The sequence below is a fragment of the Novosphingobium sp. UBA1939 genome (assembly GCF_002336885.1).
Classification (GTDB): domain Bacteria; phylum Pseudomonadota; class Alphaproteobacteria; order Sphingomonadales; family Sphingomonadaceae; genus Novosphingobium.
In genome coordinates, this window is sequence record NZ_DDFB01000109.1 from 62,725 (window position 1) to 86,820 (window position 24,096).

At 66.3% G+C, this 24,096-nt stretch carries 22 protein-coding genes; 11 read left to right on the forward strand and 11 right to left on the reverse strand.

Annotated elements, in window-relative coordinates; all coding sequences use genetic code 11:
- Both carB and greA read left to right on the forward strand, forming a co-directional pair.
- The coding region (carB, locus tag B3547_RS13885; protein ID WP_292964071.1) for a carbamoyl-phosphate synthase large subunit at positions 1 to 2,262 on the forward strand (2,262 nt) is incomplete at its 5' end.
- Between the two features lie 139 nt (positions 2,263 to 2,401).
- Entirely contained in the window at positions 2,402 to 2,878 is a 477-nt protein-coding gene (greA, locus tag B3547_RS13890; RefSeq protein WP_124808810.1) for a transcription elongation factor GreA, read from the forward strand.
- 182 nt (positions 2,879 to 3,060) lie between these two features.
- Here greA and B3547_RS13895 read toward each other — a convergent pair whose 3' ends face one another.
- The 6 genes from B3547_RS13895 to B3547_RS13920 all read right to left on the reverse strand — a co-directional run bounded on the left by B3547_RS13895 (position 3,061) and on the right by B3547_RS13920 (position 5,388).
- The gene (locus B3547_RS13895; RefSeq protein WP_124808811.1) at positions 3,061 to 3,282 is read right to left on the reverse strand and encodes a DUF4170 domain-containing protein; all 222 of its coding nucleotides are present in this window, start codon (positions 3,280 to 3,282) and stop codon (positions 3,061 to 3,063) included.
- Positions 3,283 to 3,379: 97 nt separating this feature from the next.
- The gene (locus tag B3547_RS13900; protein ID WP_292964074.1) at positions 3,380 to 3,871 is read right to left on the reverse strand and encodes a hypothetical protein; all 492 of its coding nucleotides are present in this window, start codon (positions 3,869 to 3,871) and stop codon (positions 3,380 to 3,382) included.
- 1 nt (position 3,872) lies between these two features.
- Positions 3,873 to 4,175: a hypothetical protein gene (locus B3547_RS13905; RefSeq protein ID WP_292964076.1), complete on the reverse strand. Its 303-nt coding sequence runs from the start codon at positions 4,173 to 4,175 to the stop codon at positions 3,873 to 3,875.
- Positions 4,172 to 4,564: a phage holin family protein gene (locus B3547_RS13910; protein WP_292964078.1), complete on the reverse strand. Its 393-nt coding sequence runs from the start codon at positions 4,562 to 4,564 to the stop codon at positions 4,172 to 4,174. Before B3547_RS13910 ends, B3547_RS13905 begins: the two co-directional genes overlap by 4 nt.
- 30 nt (positions 4,565 to 4,594) lie before the next feature.
- Complete coding sequence (locus B3547_RS13915; protein ID WP_223806550.1) at positions 4,595 to 5,164, reverse strand: hypothetical protein; 570 nt, start codon at positions 5,162 to 5,164, stop codon at positions 4,595 to 4,597.
- A gap of 89 nt (positions 5,165 to 5,253) precedes the next feature.
- The gene (locus tag B3547_RS13920) at positions 5,254 to 5,388 is read right to left on the reverse strand and encodes a hypothetical protein (protein WP_255420449.1); all 135 of its coding nucleotides are present in this window, start codon (positions 5,386 to 5,388) and stop codon (positions 5,254 to 5,256) included.
- Between B3547_RS13920 and eno the strand changes: the two genes are divergently transcribed.
- The 3 genes from eno to B3547_RS13935 all read left to right on the forward strand — a co-directional run bounded on the left by eno (position 5,375) and on the right by B3547_RS13935 (position 9,000).
- The gene (gene eno, locus B3547_RS13925; RefSeq protein WP_292964081.1) at positions 5,375 to 6,661 is read left to right on the forward strand and encodes a phosphopyruvate hydratase; all 1,287 of its coding nucleotides are present in this window, start codon (positions 5,375 to 5,377) and stop codon (positions 6,659 to 6,661) included. The genes B3547_RS13920 and eno overlap by 14 nt on opposite strands.
- A gap of 168 nt (positions 6,662 to 6,829) precedes the next feature.
- Positions 6,830 to 7,924: a phosphotransferase gene (locus B3547_RS13930; RefSeq protein ID WP_292964083.1), complete on the forward strand. Its 1,095-nt coding sequence runs from the start codon at positions 6,830 to 6,832 to the stop codon at positions 7,922 to 7,924.
- Positions 7,918 to 9,000, forward strand: coding sequence for a hypothetical protein (locus tag B3547_RS13935; protein ID WP_292964085.1), 1,083 nt, complete (start codon positions 7,918 to 7,920; stop codon positions 8,998 to 9,000). The genes B3547_RS13930 and B3547_RS13935 overlap by 7 nt, the downstream gene beginning before the upstream one ends.
- A 40-nt stretch (positions 9,001 to 9,040) precedes the next feature.
- Here B3547_RS13935 and B3547_RS13940 read toward each other — a convergent pair whose 3' ends face one another.
- Genes B3547_RS13940 through ribB form a run of 3 tightly spaced genes read right to left on the reverse strand, consistent with a single transcriptional unit; the run spans position 9,041 to position 11,658 of the window.
- Positions 9,041 to 9,970, reverse strand: coding sequence for an aldo/keto reductase (locus B3547_RS13940; protein ID WP_292964087.1), 930 nt, complete (start codon positions 9,968 to 9,970; stop codon positions 9,041 to 9,043).
- Positions 9,967 to 10,386: a 6,7-dimethyl-8-ribityllumazine synthase gene (gene ribH / locus B3547_RS13945; RefSeq protein WP_124808820.1), complete on the reverse strand. Its 420-nt coding sequence runs from the start codon at positions 10,384 to 10,386 to the stop codon at positions 9,967 to 9,969. Before ribH ends, B3547_RS13940 begins: the two co-directional genes overlap by 4 nt.
- 6 nt (positions 10,387 to 10,392) lie before the next feature.
- Entirely contained in the window at positions 10,393 to 11,658 is a 1,266-nt protein-coding gene (ribB, locus tag B3547_RS13950; protein ID WP_292964089.1) for a 3,4-dihydroxy-2-butanone-4-phosphate synthase, read from the reverse strand.
- A gap of 229 nt (positions 11,659 to 11,887) precedes the next feature.
- On the opposite strand from ribB, the gene B3547_RS13955 reads away from it, so the two are divergent.
- The 6 genes from B3547_RS13955 to B3547_RS13980 all read left to right on the forward strand — a co-directional run bounded on the left by B3547_RS13955 (position 11,888) and on the right by B3547_RS13980 (position 18,215).
- Positions 11,888 to 14,818 carry a TonB-dependent receptor gene (locus B3547_RS13955; protein WP_292964091.1) on the forward strand — a complete coding sequence of 977 codons (2,931 nt, stop codon included), beginning with the start codon at positions 11,888 to 11,890 and terminating at the stop codon, positions 14,816 to 14,818.
- Between the two features lie 163 nt (positions 14,819 to 14,981).
- Entirely contained in the window at positions 14,982 to 15,365 is a 384-nt protein-coding gene (locus B3547_RS13960; protein WP_292964093.1) for a hypothetical protein, read from the forward strand.
- A 68-nt stretch (positions 15,366 to 15,433) separates the two neighbouring features.
- Complete coding sequence (locus tag B3547_RS13965) at positions 15,434 to 15,937, forward strand: DUF2244 domain-containing protein (protein WP_292964095.1); 504 nt, start codon at positions 15,434 to 15,436, stop codon at positions 15,935 to 15,937.
- Entirely contained in the window at positions 15,934 to 16,149 is a 216-nt protein-coding gene (locus B3547_RS13970; RefSeq protein WP_292964097.1) for a hypothetical protein, read from the forward strand. The genes B3547_RS13965 and B3547_RS13970 overlap by 4 nt, the downstream gene beginning before the upstream one ends.
- Entirely contained in the window at positions 16,136 to 16,795 is a 660-nt protein-coding gene (locus B3547_RS13975) for an SCO family protein (RefSeq protein ID WP_292964099.1), read from the forward strand. The genes B3547_RS13970 and B3547_RS13975 overlap by 14 nt, the downstream gene beginning before the upstream one ends.
- 31 nt (positions 16,796 to 16,826) lie before the next feature.
- A complete protein-coding gene (locus B3547_RS13980; RefSeq protein WP_292964101.1) occupies positions 16,827 to 18,215 on the forward strand; it encodes a PepSY-associated TM helix domain-containing protein in 1,389 nt (462 codons plus the stop codon).
- Here B3547_RS13980 and B3547_RS13985 read toward each other — a convergent pair.
- Positions 18,212 to 20,377 carry a penicillin acylase family protein gene (locus tag B3547_RS13985; RefSeq protein WP_292964103.1) on the reverse strand — a complete coding sequence of 722 codons (2,166 nt, stop codon included), beginning with the start codon at positions 20,375 to 20,377 and terminating at the stop codon, positions 18,212 to 18,214. The two genes, B3547_RS13980 and B3547_RS13985, sit on opposite strands and share 4 nt — an antisense overlap.
- A gap of 93 nt (positions 20,378 to 20,470) precedes the next feature.
- Complete coding sequence (gene putA, locus B3547_RS13990) at positions 20,471 to 23,989, reverse strand: bifunctional proline dehydrogenase/L-glutamate gamma-semialdehyde dehydrogenase PutA (protein WP_292964105.1); 3,519 nt, start codon at positions 23,987 to 23,989, stop codon at positions 20,471 to 20,473.
- Positions 23,990 to 24,096 lie beyond the last annotated feature (107 nt).

Genomic DNA, 24,096 nt, shown 5'->3' on the forward strand with positions numbered 1-24,096 from the left:
GTCACCAAGATCCCGCGCTTCGCGTTCGAGAAGTTCAAGGGGGCCGAGCCGCTGCTTGGCACCGCGATGAAGTCCGTGGGCGAAGTGATGGCGATCGGCCGCAACTTCAAGGAATCGCTGCAGAAGGCGCTGCGCGGGTTGGAAACCGGGCTGGACGGTTTCAACCGCGTGGTCGCGCTGGAAGGGGCGGATCGCGACGAGATCAACGCCGTGCTCTCGCGCGCCACGCCCGAACGCCTGCTCGCGGTCGGCCAGGCCTTTCGCGAAGGCTTCTCGGTGGACGATATCCACGCCGTCACCAAGTACGAGCCGTGGTTCCTGCGCCACATCGAGGAAATCATTGCCGAGGAAAAGGCGATCCTGGAAAACGGTCTGCCAGTCGATGCGGCGGGGCTGCGGCGGCTGAAGGCCATGGGCTTTTCGGACAAGCGCCTCGCCACCCTGGCGGTGCGGTCGGTCCATGTCGCGGGCGGCATGGCGGAAACCCAGGCCAAGCGTTCGGGCCTGCTGCACGATGCGCTGCGCGCCATGGCGGGGGCCACCAGCGAGGACGAGGTGCGCAAGTTGCGCCACCGGCTGGGCGTGCGCCCTGTGTTCAAGCGCATCGATAGCTGCGCGGCCGAGTTCGAGGCGGTGACGCCTTACATGTACTCGACCTACGAAGGCGGCCTGTTCGGCGAGCCGGAGAACGAGGCGGCGCCTTCGGACCGCAGGAAGATCGTGATCCTCGGCGGTGGTCCCAACCGCATCGGGCAGGGCATCGAGTTCGATTACTGCTGCTGCCATGCCTGCTTCGCGCTGGAAGATGCCGGGTTCGAGACCATCATGGTCAACTGCAACCCGGAAACCGTCTCCACCGACTACGATACCTCCGACCGCCTCTATTTCGAGCCGCTGACGGCCGAGGACGTGCTGGAAATTCTCGAAGTCGAAAAGGCGAACGGCGGGCTTGTCGGCGTGATCGTGCAGTTTGGCGGGCAGACCCCGCTGAAGCTCGCGCAGGCGCTGGAAGACGCCGGGATACCCATCCTCGGCACGTCGCCCGATGCGATCGACCTTGCCGAAGATCGCGAGCGCTTTGCCGCGCTGGTCGAGAAGCTGGGCCTCAAGCAGCCCGCCAACGGCCTGGCGCGCAGCCGCGACGAGGCGGTCGCGGTGGCGGCGCGCATCGGTTATCCGGTGCTGATGCGTCCGTCCTACGTGCTGGGCGGCCGCGCCATGGAAATCGTGGACAGCCAGGCACAGCTTGATGACTACATCGCCACCGCCGTGCAGGTTTCGGGCGACAGCCCGGTGCTGATCGACCAGTACCTGCGCGATGCGATCGAATGCGATGTCGATGCGCTGGCCGATGGCGAAGAGGTGACCGTGGCCGGCGTCATGCAGCACATCGAGGAAGCCGGCATCCATTCGGGCGACAGCGCCTGCACCCTGCCGCCCTACAGCCTGCCCGATGACGTCGTGCAGGAAATGGAGCGCCAGGCAGTGCTGCTGGCCAAGGCGCTCGGCGTGCGCGGGCTGATGAACATCCAGTTCGCGGTGAAGGACGGCGAGGTTTACCTGATCGAGGTGAACCCGCGCGCCAGCCGCACGGTGCCGTTCGTGGCCAAGGCGATCGGCCAGCCCATCGCCAAGTTCGCGGCGCGGATCATGGCGGGCGAGACGCTGGCCGACTTGCCGGCGATCCGGCGCGAGGTCGATCACATGGCGGTGAAGGAAGCGGTGTTCCCCTTCGCGCGCTTCCCCGGCGTCGATCCGGTGCTGTCGCCCGAGATGAAGTCCACGGGCGAAGTGATGGGAATCGATGCGAATTTCCCGGTCGCTTTCGCCAAGGCCCAATTGGGCGCGGGCGTCAGCCTGCCGCGCAGCGGTACGCTGTTCGTCTCGGTCAAGGATAGCGACAAGGCCATCGTCCTGCCGGCGGTAAAGAAGCTGTCGGGGCTGGGCTTCCACATCGTCGCCACCGGCGGCACGGCGCGTTACCTCGCCGATGCCGGTGTCTCGGTCGAACGGATCAACAAGGTTGCCGAAGGCCGTCCGCACATCGTGGACCGGATCATCGATGGCGACATCGCGTTGATTTTCAACACGACCGAGGGTTGGCAGAGCCACAAGGACTCGCAATCGATCCGTGGCTCGGCGCTGTCGGGCAAGGTGCCCTATTTCACCACGGCTGCCGCATCGGTCGCCGCCGCCGCGGCAATCGAGGCGCTGCAAAGCGCCGACCTTGCGGTTCGTCCGTTGCAGGATTATTATAGCTGAGCTTCCACGTGTTCCCCAGCATCGCGGCGGTGAAAGCCCGGACGGTCGATTGATACGGCTTCCGGTTGGGGACGGTTATCCCTGGTTGCCGTAGCGTTCGCGCCGCGGCGGGCGGGGAGCGAAAGGAAAGAGAAGACGGATGGCAAGTGTGGAAAAGCTGCCGATGCTGGCCGAAGGCTATGAAAAGCTGACTGCCGAGCTGAAAGCGCTGCGCGAGGAGCGGCCGAAGATCGTTGACGCGATCGAGGAAGCGCGCGCCCACGGCGATCTTTCCGAAAACGCCGAATACCATGCCGCCAAGGAGCGGCAGGGCCAGGTCGAAGCCTCCATCGCCGATCTGGAAGACAAGATCAGCCGCGCGCAGATCATCGATCCGACCAGCCTTTCGGGCGATCGCATCGTGTTCGGCGCTACGGTGACGCTGCTCGACGATGCCGACAAGCCCGTGCGTTATCAGATCGTGGGACAGGCCGAAGCGGACGCCAAGGTGGGCCGCATCAGCTACAATTCGCCGCTGGGCCGCGCGCTGATCGGCCGCAAGGTAGAGGACGAGGTCGAGGTGACGGTGCCGTCGGGCGACAAGTTCTACGTCGTCGAAAAGATCGAATTCATCTGAGCTTCGAAGTGTAACAGCCTGTTTGAACCCGTCATCCCAGCGGAAGCTGGGATCTCGTTAGGCTGAGCGGAACCGCCCGGAATTTCCTTTACAACGGCCTGAGATCCCAGCTTTCGCTGGGATGACGGGCGGACCATACAAAAAGCCCCGGATCGCTCCGGGGCTTTTTTGTTTGCCTGAGGTCAGGCCTTGGGCAGTTCCGGTTCGAGTAGCCGGTGCAAGTGAACGATCACATAGCGCATTTCCGCATCATCCACGGTGCGTTGCGCGGCAGCGCGCCAGGCTTCTTCGGCGCTGTGATAGTCGGGGAACACCCCCACGACGTCGATCTTGTTGAGGTCGACGAATTCGAGGCCCTGGGGGTCCTTGACCCGCCCGCCCATAACGAGGTGCAGCTTCTGCATGGCAGCCTTTTCCATTGGGGAGGAAACGTGCGTGCCACTGACAAAATGATGCGCGAATGGCAAGTGCGACAAATGGCTTATTCGCGCCCTTGTTGGGTTATTTGCGCAATCTGGTCGCAATTTCGATAAGGCGGCGCAGCGCGGTTTCCCCCGCCTCGCGCGCGGACGATACCGCGACCTCGGTCAGGTCGACCGCGCGCTTGCGCGCTTCCTCGCCACCTTCGGCGATCTTGCCGCCCACGGTGCCGCCGATGTCTTCCAGCTTGGCCACGCCGTCGCGCCCCGCGTCGGCCGCGCGCGAGGCATAGGCCGACGCGATTTCGGCGCCCAGCGCGGCGAGCGCCACGGCGCGCTTGCCCAGGCGCGAATCCACGACTTCCCGCGCCGCCGAACGGCGCTTGGGCCAAGCGCGGGCGACCAGCGCACCAAGGAGAATGCCGCCCGCCAGCATGGCAACAGGATGTTCGTCGACGAGCGTCTTCACGGTCTTCGCCGGGCCGGAAGCGGTCACCCGCGCCTTGGCCGCTTCCACTTTTTCGCGAACGGCCGCGTTGGGATCGTGTTCACCGGTCTTGGTTTCGTCGCTCACATCATTCTCCTTGGGCAATGGCCAGCCAGCGCCCGGCGATCCGGGACAGGGGCGCGCGCAACAGCCACCCCGCAACGGCCGCGACCGTCAGGCCCAGCACGGCCTTGTTTTCGCTGGCGATATCGCGGGCCATGTCGATGGTTTCAACGATTTCGCCGGCGGCATGTTCCCGGATGCGACGGCCGATCGGCTTCTCCGCCAACCCCTCGCGCAGGGCGGAAATGTCCCCTCGCACCAGCTGCCGGGCTTCCTCGCGCAACAGGCGCGCCTCTTCGAGAACGGCGGAATCCCGGAGATTGCTCATGAATCCGTGTCCTTGCCCAGAAGGGCGGCGCGTGCCTTGCGAAAGCGGCGGACGGCGGTGGCGAAGCACAGCGCGGCAAGGCCGCCCAGGCCCAGCCCGACCACGGCCAGCGCGCCCCACGGCGTCAGCAGCGGTGTCAGCGCCAGCAGCAAGCCAACCACCAGTGCCACCAGCGTAAAGAACGCGAAGGCCAACGCCAGCAGTAGGAGCGCGACGATACCCTTCGCGCGGCCCCAGCCATAGTTGGCGCGCGCGCGGGCATAGGCCATCTCCGCCTCGAACAGCGTCTGGCCGTCGTCAATCAGCGCGCGCAGTGTATCGGTCAACGAAATATCGTCTTCACCTGCCGACACCTCGGCGCCGGATTGGGGCGGGAGCGGGGACGACATGCGTCGTTCGGGCAATGCGCGCTTCTGCCGCTACGCGTCCCCGTCGCCAGACCCGCGCACCAGGCGCGCCAGCAGGAAGCCGGCGACAGCAGCGATGCCGATCGCGGTGGCGGGGCTTTTGCGGACGAATTCCTTCACATCGTTGCCGAGTTCGGAAACGTCCTTCGATTCGAGCTTAGCCGCCGTTTCCTGGATGCTGCGCGCGGCGGAACGGGCATAATCGCCATATTGCACGCCCAGTTTTTCGTCGATCGTGCCGGCGGTATCGGAAATGGTCTTGCCCAGCACCGTCAAGGCGTCGCTTGCCTTGCTCTTGCCATCGGTGGCGAGCGAGATCGCCTTTTCCTTGGCTTGCCCGGCATAGAGCTTCGCGTCCTCGCTCCAGTCGCCGGCCTTTTCGGTCACGGTCGCCTTGTAGGCGGCTCCGCGCTCGATCGCCTCGCCCTTCAGCTTCTCAGCGCTGGCCTTGGCGTCTTCAACCGCCTTGCTGAAGCGTGACTTGCCGGTTTCCGCAGCGGCGGCCGCTTCTTCAACGGCTTCGGTCACGGTTTCCGCGACGTCGGCGGCGGCGGTGGTGCCCTTGGCGGTGGATTTGGCCATTTTCCTGTCTTCCTTCGAACTGTGAGGCCCGGCCGGCCCGGTGACAACGACTAGCGCATCCTGGACCATTGGGCAAAGCGCCTGCGAATTCACGACGGGGTGTCCCGCTGCAATGCACCAACGCGGGTTGCGCCCGCCGGTTCCAGCCGATAGGAGCCGGCGCCAAAGGCGATGTCCAGCATCTTTTCGCCCATTTTCAGGGAGTCTGCCATGACCGCGATCATTGACATCCACGCCCGCGAGATTCTCGACAGCCGCGGTAATCCCACCGTAGAGGTCGATGTGCTGCTTGAAGACGGCAGCTTCGGCCGCGCGGCGGTTCCCTCGGGCGCCTCTACCGGCGCGCACGAAGCGGTCGAACTGCGCGATGGCGACAAGGGGCGCTATCTCGGCAAGGGCGTGACCAAGGCGGTGACCGCCGTCAACAGCGAGATTTCCGAAGCGCTGATCGGGCTTGACGCCGAAGACCAGCGCGACATCGACCTGGCGATGATCGCGTTCGATGGCACCGAGAACAAGGCGCGGATCGGCGCCAACGCCATCCTGGGCACCAGCCTGGCCGTGGCCAAGGCCGCTGCCGACGCGCGCGGCCTGCCGCTCTATTCCTACGTCGGCGGCGTTTCGGCGCATGTCCTGCCCGTGCCGATGATGAACATCATCAACGGCGGTGAACATGCCGACAATCCGATCGACTTCCAGGAATTCATGATCATGCCGGTTGGCGCGCCGACGCTGGCCGAAGCCGTGCGCTGGGGCGCGGAAGTGTTCCACACGCTGAAGAAGGGTCTGCACGAAAAGGGCCTGGCGACGGCGGTGGGCGACGAAGGCGGTTTCGCGCCCAACCTGGCCAGCACCCGCGACGCGCTCGATTTCGTGATGGCCTCGATCGAAAAGGCGGGGTTCAAGCCCGGCGAGGACATGGCGCTGGCGCTCGACTGCGCTTCCACCGAGTTCTTCCGCAACGGCAAGTACGAGATCAGCGGCGAAGGCCTCTCGCTCTCGCCCGAAGCCTTCTCGGATTATCTCGCGGCACTTTGCGATGCCTACCCGATCCGCTCGATCGAGGATGGCATGAGCGAGGACGATTTCGAGGGCTGGGCCGCGCTCACGGCGAAAGTCGGCAAGCGCGTCCAGCTGGTTGGCGACGATCTGTTCGTGACCAACCCGAAGCGCCTTGAAATGGGCATCGGCAAGGGGCTGGCCAATTCGCTGCTGGTCAAGGTCAACCAGATCGGCACGCTGACCGAAACGCTGGAGGCCGTCTCGATCGCGCAGCGCAACGGCTACACCGCCGTGATGTCGCACCGTTCGGGTGAAACCGAGGACGCCACGATCGCGGACCTGGCGGTTGCCACCAACTGCGGCCAGATCAAGACGGGGTCGCTGGCCCGGTCGGACCGGCTGGCCAAGTACAACCAGCTCATCCGCATCGAGGAAGAACTGGGCGCTTCGGCGAAGTACGCGGGCAAGGGCGCGTTCGGCCGTCTGTCCGCCTGATCCGGTCCTTCCGGGGCGAACCGGCTGACGGTTCCGGCAAAAGGCCGGGGCGCAGGCGCGCTCCGGCCTTTCGCTTTTGCAGGCCCGGTATCGCTTGTTAATCGATCGCTTAAATTCCGCTTCACAACCGCTCCTCTCTCTGCCAGCTTGGCGGCGGGAGAGAAGAGCATGGTCGATTTTCCGAGGAAGCCCGCCGAAGTCGATGCGGGATGGCTGGAGGCGCGCCTGCGGGAAAGCGGCGCGCTGGGCGATGCGCGTGTCATCGGCCTTTCGTGGGTGCCGATCGGCACTGGCCAGGTTGGCGATACTGCGCGTTTCACGCTGACGTATGACCGGGAAGGCGCGGGGCCGGCCACGGTGGCGGGCAAGTTTGCCTCCGCTGACGAAACCAGCCGCGGCACGGCTGCAACGTTGCAGCTCTATACCAAGGAAGTGACATTCTACCGCGAGGTGGCGGCGCTGCTGGATGCAAGAGTGCCTCGCACGTTCGCGGCGGAAGTGGATGAGAACGGGCAGGAATTCGTCCTTCTGTTCGAGGATCTGGCGCCCGAGCGCGGCGGCAACCAGTTGCTCGGCTGCAGTATCGACGACGCACGCGCCGCCATTCGCCAGGCAGCGGCGATCCACGCCCCCAGCCGCAACCACCCCGCCATTCTGGGGCAGCCCTGCTTCCAGCCCCAACCGGCGCTGACCGGGCAGATGGCCGCGCTCTATCCGCAGGCCCATGCCGTGTTCCGGGAACGCTACGATGGGCAACTGGCACCCGAACTGATGCGGGTGTGCGATGAACTCAATGCCCTGATCGGCGGCTGGTTCGGCCGCGTGCTACCCGATCCGGGGCTCGTCCACGGCGATTTCCGGCTCGACAACATGCTGTTCGGTGTGGGCAACGGCGCCGAACCGATTGCGATCGTGGACTGGCAGACGACCGGGATCGGCTGCGGACTGACCGACGTGGGCTATTTCATGGGGTGCGGCATCGGCAGCGCCTTGCGCCGCCCGCACGAGGACGAACTGCTCGACCTCTATTGCGCCGAGATGAGCCGGCGTGGCGTGCCCACCGCGTGCGAGGCGATCTGGACGCGCTATCGCCTGGGTGCCCTGCATGGCGTGTCGACGGCGGTGTTTAGCGCCGCCTTCGTGGTGCGGACGCCGCGTGGCGACGAGAATTTCCTGTCGATGGCAAGGGGGGCCTGCGAACTGGCGCTCGACCATGACAGCATCGGCGCGCTGCGCCATTTCCTGGAGACCGGAACATGCTGACCAAGGGCGATGACTTTCCGCTGCACCAGACGCCCGAGCCCGTCGCCTATGCCGGCACGGACCGGAATTTCTACGATCGCTATTTCTTCAACGGTTATGCGCCGGACGGTTCAGGCTTCTTTGCGGTGGCCTTTGGCATCTATCCGCACCTGAACGTGGCGGATGCCCATTTTTCCTATATCCGCAACGGCATCCAGCATTGCCTTCACGCGTCACGCGAACTGAATATGGAACGGTTCGACCTGACGGTGGGGCCGATCTCGATCGAGGTGGTCGAACCGCTGCGCAAGCTGGTGGTGCGCGTCAACGGCGAGGGGATCGCCGCCGAACTGGCCTTCACCGGCCGTGCCTTTCCCATCGAGGAGCCGCGCTTCACGTTCCGCATCGGGCCGCGCGCGTTCATGGATTACACACGGCTGACGCAGAACGGGCATTACGAGGGCTGGGTGGAAGTGGACGGCGTGCGTGAGGCGCTGCACCCGCAGACGGCCGGCACGCGCGACCGCAGCTGGGGCGTGCGTCCGGTGGGCAGCAGCGATACGCAGCCGTTCGGGCACGGCGTGATTCCGTCGTTCTTCTGGCAATGGACGCCGATCAACCTGCCGGATCGCAGCCTGTTCTACCATATCAACGCGGATATGCAGGGCGCGCCGTGGAACACGCGGGCGGTGATCGCGCCGGATGGTGCTGGCGCGCACGATCACTACGAAACGCCTTCGGCAACCCTGGTATCACCGCTGGCGGCGGGCTCGCGCTGGCCGGCTTCGGGAAAGCTGGCGATCGCGACGCCGGACGGGCCGTTGACGGTGTCGTTCGAGCCGCTCGTGCGCTTCCAGATGCGCGGGATCGGCTATACTTCGCCCAAGTGGGGCCACGGGCTGTATCATGGGCCACTGGAGGTCGAGCGCGAGGACATCGATCTTGATGCCTGCGATCCCGCCCGGCCGGACAACTTCCACGTCCAGATCGTGTCCAGAGTGACGACCAGCGCCGGCGAGGAAGGCGTGGGCGTGTTCGAGCAGCTTGTTCTTGGTCCATACGCCCCGATGGGGCTGCAAGGCATGGACGTGGCCTGAAGACCGATCCGGGGCCTTGTGAGGCCCCGGGCACGGCTTCTCAGTCGAGCGCCTTGGTCAGCGCGGCAACCTGCGCCGCGCTCAGTTCCAGTTCCATCGCCTCGACCAGATCGTCGACCTGATCGGCGGTGGTGGCGCTGGCGATCGGCGCGGCAATGCCGGGCTGGCTCAGCAGCCAGGCCAGCGCGACCTGGCCCAGCGTGGCTTCGGTCTCGGTGGCGATGCGGTCCATCACCGGCAGCAGCCGCTTGCCCGGCTCGGCATACTTGCGCAGGCCTTCGCCACGCGGATAGCGCGCGAAATCGGCGTCCTTGCGGTACTTGCCTGTCAGGAAGCCACTGGCGAGTCCGAAGAACGGCAGCATCGCCACGTCATTCTGGACGCAGAACGCCTGCAGTTCGGGCGGATAGGCATCGCGTTCGAGCAGGTTGTACTGGTTCTGCAGCACGCCATAGGCGGGCGCGCCGGCCGCTTCCGCCGCCTTCTGCGCCGAAGCCAGCCGGTCGAGCGAGAAGTTGGAAGCACCCGCTTCGCGGATCAGCTTCCGGTCGAACAGCGCCTTGAACCCTTCAGCCACTTCGGCCTGCGGGGTCTGCTCCTCGTCACGGTGCGCGTAATAGAGATCGATGTAGTCGGTACGCAGGCGTTCGAGCGAGGCCTGGCAGCGTTCGAGCAGGCGCGCGGGGGCCAGGCCGCCCGGCTCGCCGGCCATGTTGGTCTTGGTGGCGATGCGCATGTGCTTGCGCACGCCGCGCGATTCCAGCCATTCGCCGATGACGGTCTCGCTTTCCCCGCCCTTGTGGCCGGGAACCCAGACCGAATAGCCTTCGGCCGTATCGATCATCCGGCCGCCGTTTTCGTAGAAGGCGTCCAGCACTTCGAAGCTGCGGTCGCGATCGATCGTCCAGCCGAAGACGTTGCCGCCGAGGACCAGCGGGATGCCGGACAGCGAGGGGTGTTTGCCGCTCATGCGAAGCGCTCCTTCAGCGCGAGCAGGGCAAGCGCGGCCTTGGCGGCCTCGCCACCCTTGTCCTTCTGCGCGGGATCGGCGCGAACGATCGCCTGCGCTTCGTTCTCGACGGTAAGGATGCCGTTGCCGATGGCGATGCCGTCCATGGTCAGCGCCATGATGCCGCGCGCGCTTTCGCCGGCGACGATCTCGAAGTGGTAGGTTTCGCCCCGGATCACCACGCCGATGGCGACGAAGCCGTCATAGTCTCCGCTCTGGTCGGCCAGCGCGATCGCGCCGGGGATTTCCAGCGCGCCGGGAACGGTAATGACTTCCGCCTTGTGGCCGGCCGCCTTGAGCGCCGCCTTGGCGCCCGCGATCAGCATGTCGTTGAGGTGGTCGTAGAAACGGGCTTCGACAATCAGAAACTTGGCCATGGCCGATTACTCCTCGGGGATCGGCCGTTCGCCGACGATGTTGAGGCCATAGCCTTCGATGGCCACGACGTTGCGGTGGGCGTTCGATAGCAGCGTCATGTCGTGTACGCCAAGATCGGCCAGGATCTGCGCCCCGATGCCGTAGCTGCGCAGGTCCATGTCCGGTCCGCCGCCGCCACCGCGCGCCGGATCGGCTTCGGGCGGATTGAACAGCAGCACGATCACGCCGCCACCGGCCTTGCCCATTTCCACCATCGCGCGCTGGAGCGTGCGCTTGCGCGGGCCGGGCTGGCCCAGCAGGTCGTGGAAGGCGGAGAAGGTGTGGACGCGGGTCAGGGTCGGTTCGCCGGGGATGACCTGCCCCTTCTGGAGCACGAGGCTTTCTGTGCCGTCGACCTTGTTGCGATAGGTCAGCAGGCGCCAGTCGCCGCCGTAGTCCGACGTGAAGGGCACCTCGGCCACCTTGGCGACAAGGTGATCGTGCCGGCGGCGGTATTCGATCAGGTCGCGGATCGTGCCGATCTTGAGGCCGTGGCGGCGGGCGAAAGGCACGAGATCGTCCATGCGCGCCATGGTGCCATCCTCGCGCATGATCTCGCAGATCACGCCCGAGGGATTGAGGCCGGCAAGGCGCGAGATGTCGACCGCCGCTTCGGTATGGCCGGCGCGCACCAACACGCCGCCGTCGCGCGCGATCAGCGGGAAAACGTGACCGGGGGTGACGATGTCGTCGCGGGTCTTGCCGGCGTCGATGGCCACCGCAACGGTGCGGGCGCGGTCGCCGGCGGAAATGCCGGTGGTCACGCCTTCGCGCGCTTCGATCGAGACGGTGAAGGCGGTTTCATGGCGCGTGCCGTTGTTGCGGCTCATCAGTTCCAGGCCGAGCTGTTCGCAGCGCGCGCGGGTGAGCGTGAGGCAGATCAGGCCGCGTCCGTGCGTGGCCATGAAATTGATGGCATCCGGCGTAGCCATCTGCGCGGGGATGACCAGATCGCCCTCGTTCTCGCGATCCTCGTCATCGACCAGGATGAACATCCGGCCATTGCGCGCTTCCTCGATGATCTCCTCGATGGGAACGAGCGCAGGCGCATCGTCGCTCTCGCTGAGGACGCGCTCAAGCTTCGCAAGCGTGTCTGCCGTGGGGTTCCAGTTCGGCTGAGTCACGTCGCGCAGGGTGTTGGCGTGGAGGCCAGCGGCACGCGCGAGGCCGGAGCGGGACATGCCGCCATCGACGATGAGTCGGCGGATGCGTTCGATGAGGTCAGTAGACATGATTCGGGTATTTCACATTGTAGTGTGTAGTGCAAGCGGGGAATGTGACATCGTAATATCGCGAAAATTTCAGTTAACTGTGTCATTAAAATCACGCGCCGAATGGGTTGCCGCTACGGCAAGGCGCGAATGCGAATTGGCCATTGACAAGGAATCCCGCTCGTTATGTCCTGTGTTCCGGGGTAGCCCACATCAACGAGGGGCACCGCTGGAGAGAGAGGTCTGAGCTATGAGGGGCAAGCTTTCCCTGCTTGTTGGCGTATGCGCGTCGGCAGTTGCAACTCCCGCCTTCGCACAGTCTGCTGGTGGATCGGCAGATACCGAAGAAATCATCGTCACAGCGCAGCGTCAGTCGGAACGCCTGCAGGACGTTCCGATCGCGGTGAGCGCGTTTACGCCAGAGGCGCTGGACAAGCAGCAGATCAAGAACACCAGCGATCTGCAACTGTCGCTGCCCAACATCACCTTCACCAAGACGAACTTCACGTCGTCCAGCTTTACGATCCGCGGCATCGGCGACCTTTGCGTGGGCGTGACGTGCGACCAGGCCACCGCCATCCACCTCAATGACTCGCCGCTTTTCCAGACCCGTCTCTTCGAAGGCGAATTCTACGATCTTGCGCAGATCCAGGTTCTGCGCGGCCCGCAAGGCACGCTGTTCGGACGCAACGCCACCTCGGGCGTGGTCGATCTGATCACAGCCAAGCCCGATCTCAGCAAGTTCGGCGCGTCGGGCGAAGCGGAATACGGCAACTACAACTCGATCAAGGTGAAGGGGATGCTGAATGCGCCCCTGACGGATACGCTCGGCGTCCGCCTTGCCGGGTTCTACCTCAACCGCGACGGCTACACGCTGAATCTCGCCAACGGCAAGCATTACGACGACCGCAATATGTATGGCCTGCGCGCATCGGTGCGCTGGGAACCGACGTCCGGGACGACGATCGACCTGATGGCGCAGTATTTCCGCGAAAAAGACCATCGCATGCGCATCCAGAAGCAGCTGTGCCAGCGCGATCCCACCGGCATCATCGGCTGCCTCAACGCCACGCAGGGCTATGGCGTCACCAACGGCAACAGCACGCTGGCTTCGGTCCTGACGTCCAAGCAGTTCTTCGCGATCCGCGGTCTGCCCACCGCCTTCGCGCTGGGCGATCTCTACGGCCCCGATAGCTATTCGGGCGTGGTCAATCCGGCCGATCCGCGCGTGATCAACACGGATACCGATCCGAACTACTTCACGGACGAATGGATCGTCGTGGGCTCTCTGGATCAGGATCTCGGCAAGGGCCTCAGCCTGAAGCTGACCGGGAACTTCGAAAGCGTCCGGGTCGATTCGAGCCAGGACTACACGAACTCGATCCAGAGCCGCGCGCTGATCCAGCCGACGCTGAACACGTTGGCGGCGGCCGCCTCCGGCGCGTTGGGCGCCGGCCTTGCCACCTATCTCAAGCCGGTGGCCGACGCGCTGATGCCGAACGGCCCGACCGGCGTGATCTGCACCTCGCTGCCGGAAGAGACGGGGACGGGCGTTTACGGCGGGCACAAGTCCTGCGCCATGTCGCCGCAGGACTTCGACCGTTCGGTCCAGTACAACAAGAGCTGGTCGGCGGAAGCGATCCTCAGCTCGAAGTGGGACGGCAAGTTCAACTTCCTGCTGGGCGGCATCTACAGCAAGCTGACGATGTCCGAAAACAGCTATTACATTAACTCGTTCGGGCTGGACTATTTCGCCGGCGTGGGCGGTGCGTTCACGGCGCTGGGTTCGGCTCTGCCACCCGCCTATCTGGCGACGCCGTTCTACCGGAACAATTCGGACTACCTGAAGGTTTCGAGCTACGGCATCTTCGGCGAAGCGTACTACAAGTTCGATGACCGCATCAAACTGACTCTCGGCCTGCGCTACAACCACGATCAGAAGGACATCATCGCCCGCACGACGGTGTTCAACTGGCTCGTGCCGAACGGTTCGACCAACGCTTACACGTCGCCCTATTTCGGGTCGTATGACGCGGACGCCAATCTGCCGGGCAACCAGCCCTTCCAGGTTCGCAATGCCAAGTTCAACGAACTGACCGGGCGCGCGGTTCTGGACTTCCAGATCACGCCGGACAACCTGATCTATCTGTCCTATTCGCGCGGCTACAAGTCGGGCGGCATCAATCCGCCGCTGTCGCCGATCTTCGCGGTGCCGGAAACGTTTTCTCCGGAATTCGTCAACGCCTTCGAAATCGGATCGAAGAACCAGTTCGGCAAGCTGACGCTGAACCTCACCGGCTTCTACTACAAGTACAAGGATCTCCAGCTTTCGCGCATCGTCGCCCGCACGTCGGTCAACGATAACGTGAGCGCGAATATCTGGGGCCTGGAAGCCGAAGCGATCCTGCGGCCGACGCCGGGGCTGTCGGTGAACATCTCCGCCAGCTATCTCAATACGAAGGTTTCGGAAGACAAATACCTTGCCAACCCGCGTGACTTTGGCGGCGGCCGTTCCGATGCGGTCATCATCAAGGACATCACCAACGCGGCGAACTGCGCCGTCGGGGCCAACACCGCCGGGAATACCGCCGGGGTCAATGCCTTCGTCAACACGGTCAACACCCTTATCAACGCGGGCAGCATTCCCGGCGTTGCAGCGGGTGCCGGCTTGCGGCCAACGACCTCGTTCGGCGCGGGCAGCGGCATTGCCTCGACCGGTGCCTACAGCATCTGCGCGGCGTTGCAGGCGGTTGCTGCAACCAACGGTGCCGCGTTCGATCCGAAGGGCATCACCGTCTATACCTCGGGTATTCCGGTCAACATCAAGGGCAACAAGCTGCCCGGCGCGCCGGACTACAAGGTTGCGGCGGGCGTGCAGTACGAGATTCCGGCCGGCCGTCTTTCGATTACGCCGCGCTTCGATATCGTGCTGACGGGCACCTCGACCGGCAATATCTTCAACGGTGCCGTCAACCGGATCCCGAGCTACACCCAGATCAACGCGCAGGTGCAGATCGATGGTCCGGATCGCCGCTGGTTCATTCGCGGCTTCGTCCAGAATCTGGGCAACTCGAACCCGATCACGGGTCTGTACGTGACGGACCAGTCCTCGGGGAACTTCACCAACATCTTCACGCTTGAACCGCGCCGTTATGGCGTGGCGGCCGGTTTCCGCTTCTGATCGGGGAGGAAAGCGGAAAGGTGGAAGGCGTCGGGAGGCATGCTCCCGGCGCCTTTTCCTTTGGGTGGGACAATTTGTCCTGGCTCCTGCCCGTCGGCTTGGGGCGTGACAGGACGGGCGGGGCGCGGTAAGCGAGCGGGTGATGGGGGAACTGCGCGCCTTCTTGATCGAACATCGCCGCCTGGCGGCGATCGTCGTAGCGTTCGCGCTGGTGATGAAGGCGCTGCTGCCCGCCGGCTATATGGTGGGGCAGCGACCGGGGCAGAAAGTCCTGACCGTGCTCGTCTGCGCGGATGCTTCGGGCGATCATCTCGATCGCCAGGTTTCCCTGCCGATTTCCGGCCAGAAGGATGGCAATTCGCCATCGCACGATGTCTGCCCGTTCGCCGGACATGCCTTCGCGGCGCTGGGCGGGGCAGACCCTATCCAGATCGCGCTGGCGATCCTGTTCGTCCTCGCGCTGGGGTTCGCCCCCGCGCCGTTGCCGCGCCTTGCGCATGCGCGCCACGTCTTGCCGCCGCCCTGCGGCCCTCCGGCCTGCGCCTGACAGCCTGATCATCCTGTCGGATCGGCCGGGCGGCGCGGATGATGCGCCCCCGGCATGCCGGAGTACCCATGATGTATGAAATACTCGACCGTCCGCGTGGACGGTCTGGCGTGTGCGATAACGGCGCGATCGTCGTCCGCATGCGCGAAAATCGCTCGGCGCTCTCCCGTGAGGCGCGTTCCGCCTTTGCCGCGCTGGCGTTCCTGTTGCTGATCCTGTCGATCGTGCCCGTTGTCCATGGCTATTGGCTGGTCCCCGCCTTCTCGCTGGCCGCCGTCGCCGCGCTGACGTTCGCGCTGGAGCGGCACCAGAAGCAGGCGGCACCGGCGGAAACGCTGGAAGTCGGCCCCGGACGCCTGCGGCATGCCGACAGCCATGGCCGGGTGACGGAATGCGAAGGCCCGTGGCTTTCGTTCCGGGTCGAAGCGCCAACGCCGTCGGCCCTGCGCCTGCTGGTGCGGACCGCGGCCGATGTGATCGAGATCGGCCGCTGCCTGAGCCTCGACGAACGGCGCGCGGTGGCGCCTGTCATCGCGGCGGCGCTGGACGCGGCAACGGAGAGCCGGCCGTGAGCGGCCTTTTCACGCTCTCGCCCGCGCGCGCCGCGCACCTGCGCCGCATTCGCCGCCGGACATGGGCCGCCGTGGCCCTGTGCTTCGCGGCGCGTGGGCTGGCCGCTGTGCCGGGGCTGCTGCTGCCGGGCATGGCATCGGCGCTGGACGAAGCGGGCGCTGTCTGCGCTTCGTCCGATTGCAGCCGGGAAACAGCGCATGACCGTTCCTGATCCTGACGATGCCGCTCCGCCAGCCGGCGACCGAAGCCTGCGCTGGCTGGTGGTCCTGCTGGTGTCGATCGGCCTGCTGGGTCTGGCGCTGGTGGCGTTCGGCGGCGGCAAGGGAGAACAGCCGGAGAACGCGGGAGGGCAGGAGTTTGGCGAACAGGGGGCGGACGTCGGCGGCCCGTTCACGCTGATCGCGCCTGACGGATCGCCCTTTCCCAGCACCAAGCTGGCGGGCAAGCCCTTTGCCATCTTTTTCGGGTTCACCCGCTGCCCGGATGTCTGCCCGACCAGCCTGGCGCGGATGGCCCGGTTGCGCAAGCAACTGGGCGCGGACGGCGGCCGGTTCGAGATCGTGTTCGTTTCGGTCGATCCCGGGCATGACACGCCGGCGGACGTGGGCCGCTATGCCGCGATGTTCGGCTCGCCGATCCACGGCCTGACAGGAACCGGCGCGCAACTGGCCGCGATCGAGAAGGCCTATGGCGTCTATGTCCAGAAGGTGCCGCAGCCGGGTGGCGATTACACGATCGACCATACCGCCGCGATCTACCTGATGGATGCCGCAGGCCGGTTTGCCGACACGATCAACTTCCAGGAACCCGAAGCGGAATCGCTGGCCAAGCTCAAGCGGCTGGTCGAACGAAGCTGATCCGGACCGCCAACCTCCACGGATTTCTCCCATGATTCAGAGTTTCGCTCTCTACCGCACGATCTGGCGCTGGCATTTCTATGCCGGCCTGTTCGTGGTGCCGATGGTCCTGGTGCTTGCGCTGTCGGGATCGCTCTATCTGTTCAAGCCGCAGATCGAGCGGTGGGAAGAACGGGCTTTCCGCTCCCTGCCTGTTGCGGAAACCGTTTCGCCCGACGCGCAGGGTGAAGCCGCGCTGTCCGCCTTCCCGGGCGCGCGGCTTCATTCCTATCGCCTGCCCGAACGCGAAGGCGATGCCGCGCTGGTCCATATCGCCCTGCCGGGAGGGAAAGGGATGCGCGACGTGTTCGTTTCCCCGCAAGGCAAGGTGCTGGGCAGCCTTGACCCGGACAAGCGGATCATCGCGATCGATCGCGCGGTGCACGGGCAGCTGCTGCTGGGCAAGCGTGGAAGCTGGATCGTCGAGCTGGCGGCGAGCTGGGGCATCGTGATGATCCTGACCGGGCTTTACCTGTGGTGGCCGCGTGGACGGGGGGCGGCGGGCGTGATCTACCCGCGCCTTACACGCGGGCCGCAAGCCTTCTGGCGCGATCTTCATGCGGTGACGGGGTTCTGGGTTTCGGGTCTGGCGCTGGTGCTGCTGGTAACCGGGCTGCCGTGGGCTTCGGTCTGGGGCAGCGCGTTCAAGGCGGTGCGCGCCGAGATGGGCTGGGTCAAGGGCAAGCAGGACTGGACGATCGGCGGGCGCGCCGCCGATGCCGATGATCACGCCGGGCACGATCATGCCGCGATGATGGCGGGGGCCGGGTCCATGCACGCCATGCCGGGCATGGCGCACGATCATGCCGGCGGGCCGACGCCGGTTTCGCTGACCGAGATCGTGGCGGAAGCCCGATCGCGTCACATGGCCTGGCCGGTGATCGTGATGCCACCGGGCGCGCCGGGGGCGTTCGGCGCCAAGCCCTCATCGGCGTGGATCGTGAAGGCGGACACGCAGAACCGTTTGCTGGGTGAAACCTACACGTTCGATGCGCGCACCGGCGCGCAGCGTTCGCACGAGACCTTTGCCGACAAGCACCCGATCGATCGCGTCGTGGGCTATGGCATTTCCTGGCACGAAGGCGCGCTGTTCGGCTGGGTGAACCAGTTGATCGGGGTGATGACCGCGCTGATGCTGGTGACGCTTGCGGTCAGCGGCTTCGTACTGTGGTGGCGGCGCAAGCCCGGCGGCGCGCTGGGCGCGCCACCGCTGCCGGCGGTGCCTGCGCGCAAGCGGGGCATGGCCGCGATCGCGCTGGTGCTGGCCGCCTTCCTGCCGCTGCTGGCGCTGTCGATGGCGGCCATGCTGGTGATCGAGCGGCTGGTGCTGCTGCGGATCGCGCCCGCCGCGCGCTGGCTGGGTCTGGCGCGGACGGTTTAACGCCGCACCAGTTCCTCCTTCGACGTAACGTGGCCGGCCAGATCTTCCGGATAGAAGTACACCGGCCGCAACTCGCCCGAAACGTAGCGGCTCACCTGATCCGCGAAGTGGGGCGAGGTGGGGTGGCCGCTTTCGCCCCCGGTGCTGACCGCCCTGGCCTCCACGCGCGTACCGAATTCCACCACCGCGACGAAGCTGTTGCCGCGTGTGCCGTAATAGCGCTTCGTGCCGGGATAGCGCTGCGCGCCGAACGCGGCGAGCGAGCCCCATTGCGCCGACGTGAAAGGCACGGGCGTGCTGGGCTTCGCGTCATCGAACGTCTGGCGGATCGCGCCGTCGTTGCGCTGGTAGCGGTTGATTTGGCCCCAGGCCACGCGCCAATCGCCGAAATCGGCCTTGAGCCGGGCGGTCGCTTCGTCCAGCGCGGCAAGGCGCTGGGCATCGGTGGCGTGATCGGCCATCCAGTCCCACACCGTGATGCCCGATTGCTTGGCCTCGTCCGCGCCCTTGGCCCAGAGCGCTTCGCCCCAGAACACGGCAAGGCTGGTCGCCGTGGAATCGAGCGCCCAGCGCTGGTCCCAGCCGCGCAGCAGCGCCACCGGTTCCGCGCGCGCCGGGTCGGGGGCCTTGTCATGCGCGGCGATCAGGCCGGGCAGCAGGCGCGTGAAAGCGGGCAGCCACGGATCGTAGGCGGCGGCGATCAGGCGATCGGGCGTGAAATCGGTGCGGGCCGACAGCACCTTTTCGGCATGGGCGCCGCGCGGGTTCTCGCCCACCTGATCCATGTAGCGGGGAAAGGCCTTCGCCTTCGGGCTGTCCGCCCCGGCAGCGGTCCACGGCCAGTTGTTGACGTTGAACGCCCAGCCGTTCTTCGGGTTCACCACTTGCGGCAGATCGGACAGCGCGTGCAGCCCCTTCCAGTCGGTCGCCGGATCGCTGCCGTCGACCGGCTTGCGGTAATCGAAGCGGTCGTCGCGCACCGGCACGAATTGCGGGTGGAGGTAGGCGATCTCGCCCTTGTCGTCGGCGAACAGCGTGTTGTTGGAGGAATTGGCCTTGCGTTCGGCCACTTGCAGGAAGCCCGCCAGATCGCGCGCCTTGGTGCGCAGGAAGCTCTGTTCCAGCGCGGGCACGGGCTTGTTCATCAGCGCGAAGGCGATCCACTTGCCGTCCGCCTCGCGCACGATCGGGCCATGGTGCGTGGCATAAGTGGTGAAGGTGCGCGTGGCCATGGCGCCATCGGGTTTGCGGTAGGCGAGCGTGACCGGCTTCACCGTCACTTTGCGCAAGGCGCCGCCGTAGCGGTAATAGAGATCGCCATCGGGCGAAGGTGCGATCGTTTCGGCGAACTCGTCCACGTTGTCGATACCGCTGGAGGTATGCATCCATCCGGCGTGCTGGTTGAACCCCTGGTAGATGAAGAACTGCCCCCAGGTGGACGCGCCATAGACGTTCAGCCCTTCGCCGCTCGTCACCTGCTGTTCGGAGCGGAAGAAGAAGCTGGTGTGCGGATTGATCAGCAGCAGCGCGTGCCCGTCCTGCGTGTGCGACGGCGCGATCACCATGCCGTTGGAACCTTGCGGCTCGCGGAACTGTGTGCCGCGTTCCAGCGCGGTCATGGCGATGGCGCGCTTTTCGTAGAACGCCTGCAACTGGCTCAGCGGCACGCTTTCGATATCGCCGCCGATGCTTCCTTCGGTGAAGCTCAGCGCCATCCACGGTTCGAACCGGGTAAGCACGCGCGGCTTCACCTCCGGGTGATCGGCCAGGAAGGCGTTGAGCCCGCCGGCCCAGGCGTCCATCAGCGCCTTCAGCCACGGCGAACTGGCGGCGTAATCGGCCTTCAGCACCTCGGGGTCGATGAACAGGCGCTGGCGCAGGTCCGACCACAGCGCGCCTTCGCCCTCGGCCTCGGCCAGCCGGCCCAGGTTGGTGAGGTAGTTGACCTCGATCCGGTTGAAGTCGTCCTCGGCCTGAGCATAGATCATGCCATAGACGGCATCGGCGTCGGTCTGGCCGCTGATGTGGGCGATGCCCCAGTCGTCGCGCTGGATCACCACGTTGCGCGGCGCATCGGCGGCGCTGGCCTGCGGTGACCATGCGCCGAACAGGGCCAGTGCCGCCGCGGAGCCGAAATACGCCCGGCCGATGGAGTGCCGCATCTTGTCTTGTCCCTTTGGTTCCGTGAAGCCGGATGGCTTCGTCGCACGGGCAGGGCCATACGCCAAGCGTGGATTCCGGTCAGGCCAGCCCCATCAAGCCAGCGTCATCAAACTGGCGTTTCCTCCGGCCGCCGTGGTGTTGATCGACACGGACTGTTCTCCCACCAGCATCGCCGGGGCATAGCCGCCGGCGGCGCACGGCGCCTCGGCGGTGACAATCGGACCGGGTAGCGCGGCCAGCGCATGCAGCACGGCTGCCACGAAGGCGCTGTCCCCGTGGACCAGCGCGCGCGCGAAAGGCCCCGCCTGGCGCCAGTCGGCCGGTGCCAGCACCCGGTCGGCCAGCGTGGGGGGCAGGGTCGGCAGCAGGGCAGGATCGGCGACGACGGCGGCGTTGCCGTGCGCGGTCGCTGCCTCGATCTGTTCGGCCAGGGCGGCGCTGTCCTGCGCGAACAGGATCACGCGTCCGGCGGGGCCGGTGCGGTAGAGGTTGTGTTCGCCCACCGGGCCGGGCAGCACTTCCTCCGCGCCCACCGGGAACGGCAGCGCGGGGCGCGGCTGGACAAGGCGCTGGAGATAGAGCGGCCCGCCCGCCTTCGGTCCGGTGCCCGAAAGCCCGTGCCCGCCGAAGGGCTGCACGCCCACCACCGCGCCGATCACGTTGCGGTTGACGTAGATATTGCCGACATGGATGCGGCTGGTGACGCGCGCGATCGTATCGTCGAGCCGGGTGTGGAGGCCGAAGGTCAGGCCAAAGCCCCAGGCGTTGATCGCATCGATCAGCGCGTCGATGTCCTGCCGGCGATAACGGATCACGTGCAGCACCGGGCCGAAGACTTCCTGTTCCAGATCGGACAATGCTTCTAGCTCGATGATCGTCGGCGCGACGAACGTGCCGGCCCGCGTTTCGTCGGGCAGCGGCAGGCGTTCCACCTTGCGCCCGCGCGCGCGCATCGCGTCGACGTGCGCCTCGATCCGCGCCTGCGCCTCGGCGGTGATGACCGGGCCGATGTCCGCCGCCAGCCGGTCGGTGCGGCCGATGCGCAGTTCCGCCAGCGCGCCCTTGAGCATGGCGAGCACCCGGTCGGCCACGTCTTCCTGCAGGCACAGCACGCGCAGCGCGGAGCAGCGCTGCCCCGCGCTGTCGAAGGCCGAGGCGATGACATCGGCCACGACCTGTTCGGCCAGCGCCGAGGAATCGACGATCATCGCATTCTGCCCGCCGGTCTCCGCGATCAGCGGGATAGGGCGGCCAGTGGCGGAAAGGCGGGTGGAAAGCTGCTTCTGGATCAGGCGGCCGACGTCGGTGGAGCCGGTGAACATCACCCCCGCCGTCTCCGGCGCGCCGACCAGCGCCGCACCGATCGCGCCATCGCCGGGCACGAACTGGAGCACGTCGGCCGGCACGCCCGCGGCGTGCAGCAGGCGCACGGCTTCGGCCGCGATCAGCGGGGTTTCCTCGGCGGGTTTGGCCAGCACGGGATTGCCGGCGACGAGCGCGGCGGCGACCTGCCCGGTGAAGATCGCCAGGGGGAAGTTCCACGGGCTGATGCACACGACCGGCCCCAGCGGCGTGCTGCCGGCAAGGTCGCTGCGCGCGCGGACCGCGTAGTAGCGCAGGAAATCGACAGCCTCGCGTACTTCGGCCACGGCGTTGGGCACGGACTTGCCCGCTTCGCGCACGATCAGGGCGAGCAGATCGGGCATCGCCGCTTCCAGCGCATCGGCCGCGCGCTCCAGACACGTCGCGCGCGCGTTGATCGGCGTGGAAGCCCAGGTGGCGGCCGCGCCGGCGGCGATGCGGACCGCTTCGCGCGCGGCTTCGGCGGTCACATCCGCCACGGTGCCGACGGTGTCATCGTGCTCGGCGGGATTGCGTAGCGGCCGCGCCGGAAGCGTGGCGAGGCGCGGGGAGGGCGCGGCGTGGACCGGCTCGCGGCTGGCGGCGGCGAAACGTTCGGCCAGATCGGCCAGCACGGCCTCGCTGGACAGATCCACGCCCCGGCTGTTGCGCCGGCCGGGATAGAGCGCGCCGGGCAGCGCGATGTTCGGGTGCGGCGCGCCGGGAATCGGCATGGCGCGGACCTGCTCCACCGGATCGGCGATGATCTCCTCCACCGGCACGGCCTCGTTGGCGATGCGGTTGACGAACGAGGAGTTTGCGCCGTTTTCGAGCAGGCGCCGGACAAGGTAGGCCAGCAGCGTCTCATGCGTGCCCACCGGGGCATAGATGCGGCAGGGGCGGTCCAGCTTGTCCGCGCCGACGACTTCCTCGTACAGCGGTTCGCCCATGCCGTGCAGGCACTGGAACTCGTAAGCCCCGGAGGCGAAGTCCGGCCCGGCCATGGCGTAGATCGTCGCCAGCGTGTGCGCGTTGTGCGTGGCGAACTGCGGGAACACCGCGTCCGGGGCGTCCAGCAGGCGGCGCGCGCAGGCGATATAGGCGACATCGGTGTGGACCTTGCGGGTATAGACCGGGAAATCGGCCAACCCGTCCACTTGCGCCCGTTTGATCTCGGCGTCCCAGTAGGCGCCCTTGACCAGCCGCACCATGATTCGCCGGCCGGACCGGCGCGCCAGCGCGACGATCCAGTCGATCACATGGGGGCAGCGCTTGCCATAGCCCTGCACGACGAAGCCCAGACCGTTCCAGCCGGCAAGATCGGGATCGAGCGCGAGGCTTTCCAGCAGGTCGAGCGAGAGTTCGAGCCGGTCAGCTTCCTCGGCGTCGATGTTGAGGCCGATGTCGAAACGCTTGGCGAGTTCGCACAGGCCTTTTACCCGGGGCAGGAGTTCGGCCATCACGCGATCCGCCTGCGCGCGGGCATAGCGCGGATGGAGCGCGGAGAGCTTGATCGAGATGCCTGGGCCGTCCACGATGCCGCGCCCGGCCGATGCCCGGCCGATGGCGCGGATCGCGTTCTCGTAATCGGCCAGGTAGCGCGCCGCGTCGTCCGCCGTCATCGCGGCCTCGCCCAGCATGTCGTAGCTGTAGCGGAAGCCTTTCGCCTCCAGTTCGCGCGCGCGCTCCAGCGCTTCCTCGATGGTGCGGCCGGTGACGAACTGTTCGCCCATCATCCGCATGGCCAGATCGACGCCGCGCCGGATGATCGGTTCGCCGGCGCGGGCGATGAGGCGGGTCAGCGCGTTGCCGAGGTTGCGGTCGTCGACGCTGGCGGTGAGCTTGCCCGTAACCACCAGCCCCCAGGTGGCGGCGTTGACGAACAGCGATCGGTTGCCGCCGATATGGGCGCGCCAGTCGCCACCGGCGATCTTGTCGCGGATCAGGGCGTCGCGCGTGGCGTCGTCGGGAATGCGCAGCAGGGCTTCGGCAAGGCACATCAGCGCCACGCCCTCCTGCGTGGAGAGCGCGAATTCCTGCACAAGCTGGTCCACGCCGCTGCCCTTGGGGCGGGCACGCAGAGCTTCGACCAGGCGGCGGGCAAGCGCGGACGCTTCGGCGCGAGCCGCGTCTGGCAGCGTCGCCTGCGGCAGCAGCGCGGCAATGCAGTCCTGCTCGGGCCGGCGGTAGGCGGCGGTGATCGCCTGGCGCAGCGCATCCTGTTCGCGGATGGGAGGGGCGAAATCGGCGAAGGGCGGGCGCGTGGGCATGGGGGCGGACCTCTGGAATGGGATGCCGAGATCCTATCAGAAGTGCTCAGGGCAATCTGGCTTATTTTCCGGGATTGTGTTAGAGCAATTGGGTAAATTGGCCGGTA

Coding starts and splice junctions, on each gene's coding strand:
- greA (WP_124808810.1), top strand. CDS start 2,402: ATGGCAAGTGTGGAAAAGCTGCCGATGCTGGCCGAAGGCTATGAAAAG.
- B3547_RS13895 (WP_124808811.1), bottom strand. CDS start 3,282: ATGCAGAAGCTGCACCTCGTTATGGGCGGGCGGGTCAAGGACCCCCAG.
- B3547_RS13905 (WP_292964076.1), bottom strand. CDS start 4,175: ATGAGCAATCTCCGGGATTCCGCCGTTCTCGAAGAGGCGCGCCTGTTG.
- B3547_RS13910 (WP_292964078.1), bottom strand. CDS start 4,564: ATGTCGTCCCCGCTCCCGCCCCAATCCGGCGCCGAGGTGTCGGCAGGT.
- B3547_RS13915 (WP_223806550.1), bottom strand. CDS start 5,164: ATGGCCAAATCCACCGCCAAGGGCACCACCGCCGCCGCCGACGTCGCG.
- eno (WP_292964081.1), top strand. CDS start 5,375: ATGACCGCGATCATTGACATCCACGCCCGCGAGATTCTCGACAGCCGC.
- B3547_RS13920 (WP_255420449.1), bottom strand. CDS start 5,388: ATGATCGCGGTCATGGCAGACTCCCTGAAAATGGGCGAAAAGATGCTG.
- B3547_RS13930 (WP_292964083.1), top strand. CDS start 6,830: ATGGTCGATTTTCCGAGGAAGCCCGCCGAAGTCGATGCGGGATGGCTG.
- B3547_RS13935 (WP_292964085.1), top strand. CDS start 7,918: ATGCTGACCAAGGGCGATGACTTTCCGCTGCACCAGACGCCCGAGCCC.
- B3547_RS13940 (WP_292964087.1), bottom strand. CDS start 9,970: ATGAGCGGCAAACACCCCTCGCTGTCCGGCATCCCGCTGGTCCTCGGC.
- ribH (WP_124808820.1), bottom strand. CDS start 10,386: ATGGCCAAGTTTCTGATTGTCGAAGCCCGTTTCTACGACCACCTCAAC.
- ribB (WP_292964089.1), bottom strand. CDS start 11,658: ATGTCTACTGACCTCATCGAACGCATCCGCCGACTCATCGTCGATGGC.
- B3547_RS13955 (WP_292964091.1), top strand. CDS start 11,888: ATGAGGGGCAAGCTTTCCCTGCTTGTTGGCGTATGCGCGTCGGCAGTT.
- B3547_RS13965 (WP_292964095.1), top strand. CDS start 15,434: ATGATGTATGAAATACTCGACCGTCCGCGTGGACGGTCTGGCGTGTGC.
- B3547_RS13975 (WP_292964099.1), top strand. CDS start 16,136: ATGACCGTTCCTGATCCTGACGATGCCGCTCCGCCAGCCGGCGACCGA.
- B3547_RS13980 (WP_292964101.1), top strand. CDS start 16,827: ATGATTCAGAGTTTCGCTCTCTACCGCACGATCTGGCGCTGGCATTTC.
- B3547_RS13985 (WP_292964103.1), bottom strand. CDS start 20,377: ATGCGGCACTCCATCGGCCGGGCGTATTTCGGCTCCGCGGCGGCACTG.
- putA (WP_292964105.1), bottom strand. CDS start 23,989: ATGCCCACGCGCCCGCCCTTCGCCGATTTCGCCCCTCCCATCCGCGAA.